The sequence below is a fragment of the Streptomyces mesophilus genome (assembly GCF_011044995.1).
GTDB classification, from domain to species: domain Bacteria; phylum Actinomycetota; class Actinomycetes; order Streptomycetales; family Streptomycetaceae; genus Streptomyces; species Streptomyces mesophilus.
This window is the reverse complement of the sequence record NZ_JAAKZW010000231.1, coordinates 1-12,684: the sequence shown is the minus strand read 5'-3', so window position 1 is coordinate 12,684 and position 12,684 is coordinate 1. Positions and strand designations below refer to the sequence as shown.

The 12,684-nt window shown below is 70.9% G+C and carries 12 protein-coding genes; 6 read left to right on the top strand and 6 right to left on the bottom strand.

The annotated features are described in order from the left end of the window. Positions 1–991 (bottom strand): serine/threonine-protein kinase (locus G6045_RS33850; RefSeq protein ID WP_165336021.1); only part of this gene is annotated, 991 nt, incomplete at its 3' end. Positions 992–1,202: 211 nt separating this feature from the next. Here G6045_RS33850 and G6045_RS33845 point away from each other — a divergent pair. Together G6045_RS33845 and G6045_RS33840 are read left to right on the top strand one after the other, a co-directional pair. Next, a complete protein-coding gene (locus G6045_RS33845; protein ID WP_165336020.1) occupies positions 1,203–1,472 on the top strand; it encodes a FitA-like ribbon-helix-helix domain-containing protein in 270 nt (89 codons plus the stop codon). Continuing rightward, complete coding sequence (locus tag G6045_RS33840; RefSeq protein WP_165336019.1) at positions 1,469–1,867, top strand: type II toxin-antitoxin system VapC family toxin; 399 nt, start codon at positions 1,469–1,471, stop codon at positions 1,865–1,867. The genes G6045_RS33845 and G6045_RS33840 overlap by 4 nt, the downstream gene beginning before the upstream one ends. Before the next feature lie 20 nt (positions 1,868–1,887). On the opposite strand, the gene G6045_RS33835 is transcribed toward G6045_RS33840, so the two are convergent. Next, on the bottom strand, positions 1,888–2,334 hold the full coding sequence (locus G6045_RS33835; protein ID WP_165336018.1) for a MarR family winged helix-turn-helix transcriptional regulator: 447 nt from the start codon (positions 2,332–2,334) through the stop codon (positions 1,888–1,890). Continuing rightward, positions 2,331–2,993, bottom strand: coding sequence for a type 1 glutamine amidotransferase family protein (locus G6045_RS33830; RefSeq protein WP_165336017.1), 663 nt, complete (start codon positions 2,991–2,993; stop codon positions 2,331–2,333). Before G6045_RS33830 ends, G6045_RS33835 begins: the two co-directional genes overlap by 4 nt. Positions 2,994–3,234: 241 nt before the next feature. Here G6045_RS33830 and G6045_RS33825 point away from each other — a divergent pair, with 241 nt between their 5' ends. The 4 genes from G6045_RS33825 to G6045_RS33810 all read left to right on the top strand — a co-directional run bounded on the left by G6045_RS33825 (position 3,235) and on the right by G6045_RS33810 (position 8,888). Further along, entirely contained in the window at positions 3,235–4,599 is a 1,365-nt protein-coding gene (locus G6045_RS33825; protein WP_165336016.1) for an aspartate aminotransferase family protein, read from the top strand. Between the two features lie 365 nt (positions 4,600–4,964). Next, positions 4,965–6,683, top strand: a complete 1,719-nt coding sequence (locus G6045_RS33820; RefSeq protein ID WP_165336015.1) for an ABC transporter permease — start codon at positions 4,965–4,967, stop codon at positions 6,681–6,683. 41 nt (positions 6,684–6,724) lie between these two features. Beyond that, on the top strand, positions 6,725–8,077 hold the full coding sequence (locus tag G6045_RS33815; RefSeq protein ID WP_165336014.1) for an ABC transporter ATP-binding protein: 1,353 nt from the start codon (positions 6,725–6,727) through the stop codon (positions 8,075–8,077). A gap of 67 nt (positions 8,078–8,144) precedes the next feature. Continuing rightward, positions 8,145–8,888 carry a DcrB/PsbP domain-containing protein gene (locus G6045_RS33810; RefSeq protein WP_165336013.1) on the top strand — a complete coding sequence of 248 codons (744 nt, stop codon included), beginning with the start codon at positions 8,145–8,147 and terminating at the stop codon, positions 8,886–8,888. Here G6045_RS33810 and G6045_RS33805 read toward each other — a convergent pair. The 3 genes from G6045_RS33805 to G6045_RS33795 are packed head-to-tail and all read right to left on the bottom strand — an operon-like array spanning position 8,885 to position 12,463. Then, positions 8,885–11,296 carry a dolichyl-phosphate beta-glucosyltransferase gene (locus G6045_RS33805; RefSeq protein WP_165336012.1) on the bottom strand — a complete coding sequence of 804 codons (2,412 nt, stop codon included), beginning with the start codon at positions 11,294–11,296 and terminating at the stop codon, positions 8,885–8,887. The genes G6045_RS33810 and G6045_RS33805 overlap by 4 nt on opposite strands. Positions 11,297–11,302: 6 nt before the next feature. Beyond that, positions 11,303–11,977 carry a GntR family transcriptional regulator gene (locus G6045_RS33800; RefSeq protein WP_165336011.1) on the bottom strand — a complete coding sequence of 225 codons (675 nt, stop codon included), beginning with the start codon at positions 11,975–11,977 and terminating at the stop codon, positions 11,303–11,305. Between the two features lie 45 nt (positions 11,978–12,022). Beyond that, positions 12,023–12,463, bottom strand: coding sequence for an ArsR/SmtB family transcription factor (locus G6045_RS33795; RefSeq protein ID WP_165336010.1), 441 nt, complete (start codon positions 12,461–12,463; stop codon positions 12,023–12,025). Between the last annotated feature and the right edge of the window lie 221 nt (positions 12,464–12,684).

Sequence of the window (12,684 nt, the reverse complement as noted above, 5' to 3'; positions counted from 1 at the left end):
GGGCGGGGGTGACCGGTGTGGACTCGGCAAGGGCCGCGGGCTCACCACCCGGGCCGGGCCCTCCGGGCCCTTCCGGATCCTCCGAGTCCAGCAACTCCACCGCGTGCCGCCCCAGTTGAGCCACCAGAATCCCCGGCAGCCACGGCTCGAGCGTGCGACCGCCGCTCACCGTGTCCTCGGCGCCGGCCTGCTCGAGCACCTGGTCGAGCGTGGGCCGGGACGCCGGGTCCTTGCGCAGACACGCGGCGATCAAGTCGTGCAGGGACTCCGGGAGTTCGGAGAGGTCGGGCTCCTCCTGCGCGATACGGAACATCAGCGCGTGCACCCCGCTGTTCTCGCCGCCGAACGGCAGCACCCCGGTCGCCGCGTACGCGAGCACCGAGCCGAGGCAGAACACATCGCACGCGGGCGTGATCCGGTCGCCGCGCACCTGCTCGGGCGCCATGAACCCGGGCGACCCGATCAGCGCGCCGGTCCGGGTGAGCCCGCCGTCGGTGACCGTCTCCAGGGCGCGGGCGATGCCGAAGTCGATGACGCGGGGGCCGTCGATCGTCACCAGGACGTTCGACGGCTTGAGGTCGCGGTGGATCAGCCCGGCGGCATGGATGTCCTTCAGCGCGTACGCGAGTCCGGTGGCGAGCACGCGCACCGACCGCTCGGGCAGCGGACCGTGCTCGACGGCCACGACCTGTTGCAGCGAGGGACCGGCCACATAGCCGGTGGCGACCCAGGGGATCGCGGCCTCCGTGTCCGCGTCGAGCACGGGTGCGGTCCACTGGCCGCCGACCCGCTGGGCGGCCTGCACCTCCTGGCGGAACCGCGCCCGGAACTCCTCCTGTTCGGCCAGCTCCTGCCGCACCAGCTTGACCGCGACGGTGCGCCCCCGCTCGGACCGGGCCAGATACACCTGCCCCATCCCGCCGGCGCCGAGCCGGCCGAGGATCCGATACGCACCGATCCGCTGCGGATCGCCCGCCCCGAGTGACTCCATGGCCGCCGCCCTCCCCCGTACTGGCCCGACATGTCGAGGATAGTGCGGGGGAGTTGAGGCTTCTGCTACTGGACTGCAACCGTTTCCCACGCTTGGGACAAGCGGTCGAGCACGGCGACGGTCTCGGCGAAGGCCTCGGGGCCCGGCTTGGGGCCAGTGGGGCTCTGCATGCGACCTTGCATGCGTGACCACTGCATGCGATGCTGCATGCATGGTTGCTCTGCAGATTCGTGATGTACCCGAGGATGTACGGGACCGGCTCGCCGCCATAGCGGCCGAGCGCGGGCAGTCGCTCCAGGCGTACCTCTACGACGTGGTCACCGACGAGGCGCGGCGCCGCGACAACCTCGCGGTCCTGGAGCGGTTCTCCCGGGCGGGCTCCGGTGCGCGCCTGGACGTCGACGACGTGCTCGGTGCTCTGCGGGAGGCTCGGGCGGAGCGAGATGCCGGGCTGGGCGTACCGCCGGGGGTGGGTGAGTGATCGTCGTGGACGCGTCGGTCTTCGCGTTCGCGCTGCTCGACGAAGGCCCGCTGGGGCAGGCGTGCCGTGCCGAACTCAAGGCGGACAGCCGCTGGATCGCCCCGGAGCACTGGACGATCGAGGTCGCCTCGGTGGTCCGCGGGAATCTGCTCGGCGGGAAGATCACGGTGGCCCAGGCGGAGCGGGCGGTGGCGGCCCTTGCGGCGTTCGATCCAGTGGTGCCCCGTACGCGCGTGCTGCTGCCCAGGGTGTGGGAGCTGCGCTCCAACCTGACCACGTATGACGCCGCTTACGTCGCCGCGGCCGAAATCCACGGCTGCGCCTTGAAGACAACGGACGGTCGTCTGGCCCGCGCCTCCGGCATCCGGTGCCAGGTCGACGTGATCACCGGCTGATCCGCACCGGTACGCCGCCGTTACTGCTCCGCAATCCTTTCCAACGCTTGGGACAGCCGGTCGAGTACCGCGACCGTCTCCGCGAAGGCCTCCGGGCCCAGCTCGCGGGCGAGTTTCTGTGCCAACTCGGCGTGGCCCGGCTCCAGTTGGGTGATGGCCTCCCGTCCCTCGGGAGTGGGTGCGAGCAGCTTCGCGCGGCGGTGGGCGGGGTTCGGCTCGTACGCGGCGAGGCCCCTGTCGACGAGAAGGTCCGCGATCCGCTGCACGCTCTGCCGGGTGATGCCCATGGTGCGGGCGATCCCCGCCACGGGGAGCGGCTCGTGCAGTACGGCTCCCAGGACCTGCCACCACGCGGCGGTCAGACCCGCGGGGGCGGCCAACTTGTCGCTGACGGCGAGGAATTGACCGTTCAGCCGGAAGACGCCGAGTGCGGTCCGGCTGAGCAGGTCCTGTTCGGCGCGGCTCACTCCCGGCCCGCCTGCTCCGGTGCCTGACCCGTCGCCTCTCCCGCCGCCTGTTCGGCGGCCTGTTCGGCGGCTTCGAGGATCTCGTACGCGGAGGCGTCCGAGTCGTGGAACAGCCGGTACCAGGCGTCGAGCACCTCACCCTCGTACACCTTGAGCAGCGCGAACACCTCGCGCGCGAAGGCGACCGGCTCGGTCGGACCCGCGGTGACGAGCACGCCGTCGGTCACCGCGTCCGTCTCGACGTACCGTTCGCCGCCCTTGTACTCGGTCGCGGCCAGATAGAAGGAGATGGCGCTGGTGTGCGCGCGGTCGTCGAGCAGTCCTTCGCGGGCGAGCCCGGCGGTCGCGCCGCAGATGGCGGCGACGGGCACGCCGGCGTCGAGGAACTCCCGCGCCTTGCGGGCGAAGGGCGCGAGATCGTCGCCGGAGTCCCAGAGGTCGGCGCCGGTCAGGATCAGCAGTGAACTGTCCTCGGGCCGCAGGTCGTCGAGGGCCAGATCGGGCGTGACGCGCAGCCCGCCCAGGGTGGTGACGGGCTCCAGGTCCGGTCCCACGGTCCGCGTCTCGTATCCGACGCGTACGAGACCGGTGGTCGCGTACCCCGTCTCCCAGTCGGCGAAGGTGTCGTAGACGGCGATGTGCACGGGCTTGCGGGTCATCTCGGCCTCCCGGTGGTGGCGGCTCGCTGCCGTCCACTTGACAGTATCTTGTCGCATTGACAGCAAGCTGTCAATAGATTCCCGTGAGGCCGTACGGCCCCGGCAGGCTTCCGTGAGGCCGTACAGCCTCGGCGGGCTCCCGTACGACCGCAGGGCCTCGACGCCCTGTCGAGGCCGACACCCGGACCCCGGACAGGACGCCGATGGAATGTCCGTATCGCGGACACTTACCCTCGCCCCCATGACCCCTCACGAAGCTGCTGACCTCGCGAAAGGCCGGGCCGTCAAGGCCGCCGACCGCGCGCATGTGTTCCACTCCTGGTCCGCCCAGGAACTCATCGACCCGCTCGCCGTGGCCGGAGCCGAGGGCGTGCACTTCTGGGACTACGAGGGCAACCGGTACCTCGACTTCACCAGCGCGCTCGTCTACACCAACGTCGGCTACCAGCACCCGAAGGTCGTCGCCGCGATCCAGGAGCAGGCCGCGACGATGGCCACGTTCGCGCCCGCCTTCGCGGTGGAGGCGCGCAGCGAGGCCGCACGGCTGATCGCCGAGCGCACCCCCGGCGACCTCGACAAGATCTTCTTCACCAACGCCGGCGCCGAGGCCGTCGAGCACGCCGCCCGCATGGCCCGGATCCACACCGGCCGCCCGAAGATCATGAGCGCCTACCGCTCGTACCACGGCGCCACCGCCACCGGGATCAACCTCACCGGGGATCCCCGGCGTTGGGCCTCCGACACGGGCTCGGCGGGTGTGGTGCACTTCTGGGCGCCGTTCCTGTACCGCTCGCCGTTCCACGCCGAGACCGAGGAGCAGGAGTGCGCCCGCGCGCTCCAGCACCTCGAGGACACCATCGCCTTCGAGGGCCCGGGGTCCATCGCCGCGATCATCCTGGAGACCGTGCCGGGCACGGCCGGGATCATGGTGCCGCCGCCGGGCTATCTCCCCGGCGTACGGGAGATCTGCGACCGGTACGGCATCGTGCTGATCTTCGACGAGGTCATGTCCGGATTCGGCCGCACCGGCAAGTGGTTCGCCGCCGACCACTTCGACGTCGCCCCCGACCTGCTGACCTTCGCCAAGGGCGTCACGTCCGGATACGTGCCGCTGGGCGGCGTCGCCATCAACGGGGCCATCGCGGAGACCTTCGCGCGCAAGGCGTACCCGGGCGGGCTCACCTACTCCGGCCACCCGCTCGCGTGCGCCGCCGCCGTCGCGACCATCAACGTGATGGAGGAGGAGGGCATCGTCGAGCACGCCGCGAAGATCGGCGCGGACGTGATCGGCCCGGCCCTGCACGAGCTCGCCGCCCGCCACCCGTCGGTCGGCGAGGTGCGCGGTCTCGGCGTCTTCTGGGCCCTCGAGCTCGTACGGGACAAGGCGACGCGCGAGCCGCTCGTGCCGTACAACGCGAGTGGTCAGGACGCCGCGCCCATGGGCGCGTTCGCGGCCGCGTGCAAGAAGGAGGGCCTGTGGCCCTTCGTGAACATGAACCGTACGCACGTGGTCCCGGCCTGCACGATCACCGAGGCGGAGGCCAAGGAGGGCCTGGCGGCGCTGGACGTGGCGCTGTCGGTGGCCGACGAGTACGTGACCGGCTGAGTCGCGGCGAGTTTCGAGGACGAGCTTTGCGGACACCGGGGCGCCCCCGCACGGGCGCCCCGGTGTTCTATTTGCATAAACGCGCAAGTATCTGTCATTCTGCGGGAGGTCGAGAGCCCTGGGCGACACCCGCCCAGGCATCCCCGTACCCCGTGATGCAGGAGAGAGGAGGCGGTCCCGTGAGCGACGACGACGCGCACAGTACGTACCGCCTCCACGGCGTCCGCTGAACCACCCCTGTCCTCTGCAAGGGTGGCCCCCGCCGCTTCCCCGTGGCGATTTCTCCGCATTCATCCCGACCCGTGGTCCGCTGAACCCTGCGCGCACGCGCCCGGCTCCGCAGCGGTCCCACAGGGGGTACCACCATGACCACCATCACCAGCCGCACGCCTCGCCGGGGTCTGACCTGGGTCGACTTCGCGGTCGCCGCCGGCGTGCTCGTCCTCGGCTATCTGATCCTCCAGGTCGGCAAGGGCACGACCGTCAACGTCGACCCGGCCGACGTCTCCGGTGTCGACACCGACCCCTCGCAGCTGCCGTACTACGCGGCCCGCAGCCTCCTGCGGATGTTCGTCGCGCTCGGCGCCTCGGTGCTCTTCACCTTCGTCTACGCGTACGCCGCGGCCCGCAGCCGGCGCCTCGAGCGCATCCTCATCCCCGCGCTCGACATCCTTCAGTCCGTACCCGTCCTCGGCTTCCTCGCCATCACCACCACCGGCTTCATCGCGCTCTTCCCCGGTTCGATGCTCGGCCTCGAACTGGCCTCCATCTTCGCGATCTTCACCTCGCAGGCCTGGAACATGACCTTCGGGTTCTACGCCTCGCTCACCAGCCTGCCGCGTGAACTCGACGAGGTGTCACGGTCGTTCGGCTTCACGCGCTGGATGCGCTTCTGGCGGATCGAGCTGCCCTCCGGCGCGATCGACCTCATCTGGAACGGGATGATGAGCTTCGCCGGCGGCTGGTTCTTCCTCGTCGCCTCCGAGGCCATCTCCGTCGCCAACCACAACTACACGCTGCCCGGCGTCGGTTCGTACGCGGGCGCCGCGATCGGCGACGGCGACCTCGGCAAGGTGGGCTGGGCCATCCTCACCATGGCCGTGATGGTGATCGGCGTGAACTTCCTGTTCTGGCGCCCGCTGACCGCCTGGGCCGAGAAGTTCAAGAACGAGCAGTCCGAGGCCACCCACGTCCAGCGCTCCCTCGTCCTGGACTTCCTGCGCCGCTCGCACTGGCCCGCACTCCTCGGCCGATTCCTCGCCCCCGTCCGCGAGGCCGTGAACCGCGCCGGCCGGATCTTCGGCCGCGACGACCGTCCGCTCAGCGTCGACCCGGCGAAAAGGCGCGTCGGCGACATCGTCTTCGGCGTCATCGCCACCGCCCTGATCGCCTGGGGCCTCTTCGACCTCCTGCGCTATCTGCACGACAACACCGGACTCGGGGTCTTCGGCGAACCGCTCGTCCTCGGCCTCGTCACCCTCCTGCGGGTCGTGGTCCTGGTCGCGGTCGCGACGGTGATCTGGGTGCCGGTCGGCGTGAAGATCGGCTTCTCGCCGAGGCTCGCGAAGATCGCCCAGCCGATCGTGCAGGTCCTGGCCAGCTTCCCGGCCAACTTCCTCTTCCCGCTGGCCATGTGGTTCTTCCTGCGCACCGGCCTCGACATCAACATCGGCTGCATCTTCCTGATGGCGCTCGGCGCCCAGTGGTACATCCTCTTCAACACCATCGCCGGCGCCATGGCCATCCCCTCCGACCTCAAGGAGGCGATGGACGACCTCGGCGTCCAGGGCTGGCAGCGCTGGAAGCGCCTGATCATCCCGGGCGTCTTCCCCTCGTACGTCACCGGCGGCATCACCGCGTCGGGCGGTGCCTGGAACGCCTCGATCGTCGCCGAGGTGGTCACCTTCAGCGGTACGACGCTGACCGCCACCGGCCTGGGCGCGTACATCTTCAAGGCCACCGAGGAAGGCGACTTCCCGCGGCTGCTCGCCGGCGTCGCCGTGATGAGCCTCTACGTCGTGGGCCTCAACCGCCTGTTCTGGCGCCGCCTTTACCGCCTGGCGGAGAACCGCTACAGCCTCTGACCCCTCTTTTCCGACTTCTGATACGACCCCGAGGAGGGGCCATGACCACCGCAACCCCCACCCGCCGCACCGGCGAGGTACTGCTCGCCGCGAACAACGTCACCAAGTCCTACGCCGGCGCCGACGGCGAACTGCCCGTGCTCGGCGGGATCGACCTGGAGATCCACGAGGGCGAGATCGTCGCCCTGCTCGGCAAGTCAGGATCCGGCAAGTCCACGCTCCTGCGCTGCCTCGCCGGTCTGATCCCGGCGAGCTCCGGATCGGTCACGTACCGGGGGGAAGAGCTGCACGGCGCCAACCCCGGTACGGCGATGGTCTTCCAGACCTTCGCGCTGCTGCCCTGGCTCACCGTCCAGCAGAACGTCGAACTCGGCCTCGAGGCCAAGGGAGTCGGGCCGAAGGAGCGCGCCGAGGCCGCCGTCCAGGCCATCGACCTGATCGGTCTCGACGGCTTCGAGTCCGCGTACCCGAAGGAGCTCTCGGGCGGGATGCGCCAGCGCGTGGGCTTCGCACGGGCGCTGGTCGTCGAACCGGACGTCCTGATGATGGACGAGCCCTTCTCCGCCCTCGACGTCCTGACCGCCGAGAACCTGCGCGGTGAGCTGATGGAGCTGTGGGAGTCGGGCCAGTTCCCCACGAAGGCCGTCGTGCTCGTGACGCACAACATCGAGGAGGCCGTCCTGATGGCCGACCGTGTGGTGGTGCTGGGCTCGCGTCCGTACGGCACGATCCGCGAGACCTTCGACGTCTCCCTGGTACGCCCGCGCGACCGGCAGTCCGCCGAGTTCGAGCAGATCGTGGACGCCGTCTACCAGGTGATGACCGGCCGTACGAAGGACGGCCCGAAGCTCACCGAACCGGCCCCCGCCCGCCGCACCCCGGCCTCGACCCCGCTGCCGGCGGCGTCCGTGGACGGCCTCTCCGGACTCGCGGAGATCGTCGCCCAGTACGAGGGCGGCGCGAGTGAACTCGCCGATCTGGCCGATGACTTGGGCCTGGAGGTCGACGACATGCTGCCCCAGGTCGACGCCCTCGAACTGCTCGGCCTCGCCGAGGTGGAGGGCGGCGAGCTGCGGCTGACCGGCACGGGCGCGGCCTTCGCGCGCGCGGACGTCCAGGCCTCGAAGAAGCTGTTCGCGGAAGCGGCCCTCGAAGCCGCCCCGCTGGTCCACCTCATCACCTCGACGCTCCTGCGCTCGGCCGAGGGCGTCCAGCGCGCGGGCTTCTTCCGCGATCTGCTCGCGCACCACTACACGAGCGAGCAGATCGACCGTCAGCTGGAGACGGCCACCGACTGGGGGCGCTATGCGGAGCTCTACGCGTACAACGCGGACAGCGAGGAGTACCGGCTGGACGAGGACGCGCAGTTGAGGGTGGAGCCCGGGGTTGAGTAGGCAGGTCCGCGCGGGGTGAGTATCCGTACTCATCCCGCGCTCGCCGGCCGAAACCAGACTGACGGACATGAGAAGACTTCCTGTCCTGGTCATCACCGCGATGAGCGCACTGACGCTCGCGGCGTGCGGTTCGCAGAGTGCGGATGGGGCACGTACGGATGTACGTGCGGACGCGGCCTCGAAGCCCAAGGCTTCCGCTCCCGCGCCCGGCTCGCTGGACGAGGTGAAGGAGGCCTTCACGCTCCCCGAGGCCCTGCGCAAGATCGAGACGGACTGCGGCGGCCAGGATCCGGCGGAGCTGCTCGGCGGCCTGGACGAGGTGCCGGAGGATGAGACGGCCGCGCCGCCGGCGGATGCCCCGGCCACCGAGGAGCCGCCGCAGGAGCCGGTGCCGCTGCCGGACGGTCAGGGCAGCGCCTCGCCGGACCCCGAGGACTTCGGACCGCCGCAGGAGGGCGGACCGGAGCAGGGGGAGAAGGACATCGAGAAGGTGGAGACCTGTGTCTTCGACGGGCACACCGCGCGCGTCACGAAGGCGCTGACGTCCCGCGCGAGCCTGACGCCGGACGATGTCTCCGCCGTTCTGAAGGACCTGGGCTACCCGGCCGAGCGCGTCGTGGCGCCCAAGTCCGCGGCCGGAGCGATCCAGTTCACGCTCGACCTGAGCGTGCCGTTCGGCCCGCGGTGCCTGTCGATGGGAGTGGCGGACGGGAAGGTGGCGGCCGTGCCGCACCACAACGTCCTTGCGGGCGACGGGATCCCGGAGTCCGAGGAGCGCTGCGAGCAGCGCAAGGCGGTACCGGCGAGCTAGCCGGACCGGTCCGAGGGCTTTAGATCCCAGACCCACACCCCGCCCACGAACTCCGGCTGCTGCCCGCCGAGCAGCCGGACCACCGTCTCCCGCAGCGCGTCCTGATGGTGCTGCGGGGCCAGGACCAGCGCGCCCGCCTTCCAGTACGCGAGATCCTCGCGGGCCTGGGCCTGCCAGGCCTCGCCGAGTGCGGGGACCTCACCGCTGCCGCGCACCTCGGCGAGCAGGTTGGAGGTGTGCCGGGGCACCGCTCCGTAGATGCCCTGGCGCTCCGGGCCCCAGGGCCCGTTGAAGTAGCCGCCGGGGAGCTTGAAGCCGAGGTCGGCGGCCGTCTGCCAGTGCAGCGGCTCGGCGACCCCCGGGTCCGGCAGCGGGACCGGGACGAGGGTCTCGCCGGGGCCGACGTACGAGCGGTACGTACCGTCCGCGAGGAAGGCGGGTACCGGGACCCGGTCCACGGCCTTCAGCGGAAGCGGGACGATCGGGATCAGGGCCGCCGCGACCGCCGCGTATCCCCAACTCCGGTGGGCGGCGCGTGCCGTGCGCAGCCGGGTCAGGGCCAGCGCGATCAGCATGCCGAGGACCGGGGCGCAGATCATCGCGATACGGGACTCGATCACCGCGGAGAGCAGCGGCTGGTTGGCGAGCGCCCGCCAAGGCCCCGTGACGGTGATCGCCGTGCCGGGGAGCTCGAAGCGCGGGCCCATCGAAAGCAGGGCCGCGCCCGCCGCCGTGAAGGTGAGCGCCTTGACGAGCGGACGCTCCCACAGGCGGACAACGATGCCCACCGCGAGCGCGGCGAGCGGCCAGCCGTAGAAGGCGTTCTGCTCGGTGATGTTCATCGCCAGGGACTGGGAGTTCTCACGGTCGCCGGCAAGGGAGCGCTCCGCGAAGGAGACCAGGGCGAGCGGGCTGTTGGCGGTGTTCGGCGCGTGCATCACGCCCGAGTAGCTCTGCGGCCCGAAGAACTGCCACCACAGCGGGACCGCGACCAGCGGGACGGAGACCGCCGCCGCGATGCCCAGACCCCGCAGGACCGGTCGCCAGGCGGCCGCGAAGACATCCCTGCGTACGAGCGAATAGCCCGCCGCGAACAGCAGCAGCCCCATCACGGCGAGCAGCAGCGGCTCCTCGCCGAGGAAGATCTGGTACGCGGCGAACAGGCCGAGCACGACCCCGTCCCGTACGACGTGCTCTCCGTCGACCAGGCGCAGGGCGCGGTCGATGATCAGCGGGATCATGAAGAGCACGATGAAGTTGGGATGCGCGTGCGCATGGCTGATCATCGGGGGTGCGAAGGCCGCGAGCGCCCCGCCGATCGCGGCCGGGACATGGGCGCTCACGACATGACGCCGGATCAGCCAGTACCAGGCGTACGCGGTCGCGGCGAGGCCGAGCGTCATCACCAGCTGGAGCGAGAGCGCCGGGCCGAAGAGCGCCGTGACGGGCGTGAAGGGGACGGAGAGCCCCAGCATCACCGTGTTCGCCATCAGGTTCACACCGTCGGGGAAGCCCTGGAGATCGGTGAACAGCGGGTTCTGGAGGTTCAGGACGTTGTGCGCGGTGACGTCGAAGAACCACTCCCATTGGTTCTGGTCCTGCAGCGCGTCCGGCAGATAGCGGCCGTCCGGATCCGTCCAGCGGTTCTTGTACAGCAGGAAGGACGCGAGGACGAAGAGCCCGAGGACCGCGAGCGAACCGCGGTCAAGGGACCGGGCCTTGAGCACGGTGAGCTCGCGCAGCGTGGAGAGGTAGTCGCGGGCGCGTACCTTCGAGCCGTCCTGGTGGGACCAGCGCACCGGGACCTCCGCCACGGGCAGATGATGACGTCGGAAGAACTGCAGCACCTCGACGTCGATCGCCCAGCCGTCCAGCCGGGACGCGGCGAAGGCGGCGCGGGCGTGCTCGCCGTCGAAGAGCTTGAAGCCGCACTGGGTGTCGCGGATGCCGGGCACCGCGAGCAGCCGGATCAGGAGATTGCCGGCGCGGCCGAGGGTCTCGCGCAGCGGATGCTGGTGCTTGTCGATCCGGGCGCCGGCGGCGGCACGGGAGCCGATCGCGGCGGCGTGGCCGTCGGCGAGCGCCTTGTCGAGGCGGTCGATCTCGCTGATCGGGGCGGCGAGGTCGGCGTCCGTGACCAGGACGCGCTCGCCGCGCGAGGCGGCCACGCCGCGGCGCAGGGCGTGGCCCTTGCCGTGGTTGGTGTCGCCGGGCAGGACGCGGATCCGCGGCTCGGCTATCGACGCTTCGAGGGCTATGCGGCGGGTGTCGTCGCTCGAACCGTCGTCGACGACGATCAGTTCCCAGCCGCGGCTGTCGCCGAGGTGGGCGGTGATCGCGTCCAGGGTGGGCCGCAGCCGCTCCTGTTCGTTGTAGGCGGGGACGACGACCGTCAGCTCAAGGGCCAACGGGGCTCACCCCACCAGCTTGTCGACGAGGTCGAGGGAGTGCCGGTTGTACGCGGTGATGATCTCGTACGCGGCCCGCGCGTCGCGTCGGCCGACCGCGTCCACCAGCTCGGTGTGCCCGTTCCACAGGCGGCCCCCGAGGGGACCGGCCGCGCGCAGCAGCGGTACGGCGAAGACCCAGGCCTGCACGCGAAGGCGGTGCAGGAAGTCGGTCAGATACGCGTTGCCGAACAGCGAGCTCAGCTCGCGCCAGAAACGCAGGTCGTAGCCGATGAGCACATTGAGGTCGCCGCTGGTGGCGGCCCGGGCCGACTCCTCGGCGCGCCGGCGCACCGAGAGGAAGTCGTCCGCGGGCTTGGTGATCCCGCGCTCGGCGATCCCGCGGAAGATGGCCTCGGCGACCAGGGCGCGCGCCTCGACCATGCCCTGGTAGTCGGCCACCGAGTACTCGTGGACCTTGAAGCCACGGTGCTGTGCGCTGTCGAGGAGTCCCTGGGCGGAGAGGTCGACGAGCGCCTCGCGCACGGGCGTCGCGGAGACCCCGTACTGCTCGGCGATCTCCTTGACGGTGAACTCCTGGCCCGGAGCGAGACGCCCCGCGAGCACCTCGTCACGCAGCGCGTCCGCGATCTGCTGGCGCAGCGTGCTGCGGGTGACCGCAGAGCTGCCGGTGCCGCGCATCGTGGGCTTCCCTCCCCTGGGTGACGCTATGGGTGCGCGGTCACCTTACGCGCCCGTCGCCGGGCGGGGTGCCCCCGATCCCTTGCGGACTGCGGCTTTACGGGCGCGCGCGGGGGCTTCGGCGGCTGCTTCCGCGGTACGGGTCCGCGCGGGCGCCTGTGCCTCGGGGCCCTGGGCGCCGGTCTCGTCGGCGGTGGCCCGCGCGGTGAGGAAGGCGTCCTCGAGCAGGGCGCGGACGTGGTCGCCCGCGGCCCGGTAGTAGATACGGGTGCCCTCGCGCCGTGAGGTGACGAGGCCCGCGGTACGCAGCCGCGCCAGGTGCTGGGAGACGGCGGCCACGTGGGCCCCGGTCAGCTCGGCGAGCTGACCGACCGGGCGCTCACCCTGCGAGAGATCCCACAGGATGGTGAACCTGGTCGGATCGGCGACCGCCTTCAGGACGGCCACGGCTCGGCTCACATCGGGGTGCGTTCCTTGCGTATCCACGCAAACAGGGTACGCCGCTCGCGTGACTCATACGCAGCTCGCGTGACACATACGCCGCTCACGCGACTCAGCTGAAGACGATCATCGAACCCTGTCCGAGACTCCGGGTCGCGGCCGCGTGCAGCCCCAGCCACACATGCCGTTCCCGTGCGAAGGGGCTGGCGTCGAAGGGGGCCGGAGCCGCGGGCTCCTCCAGCTCCGTGGGGCCCGGGGGCGGGGCG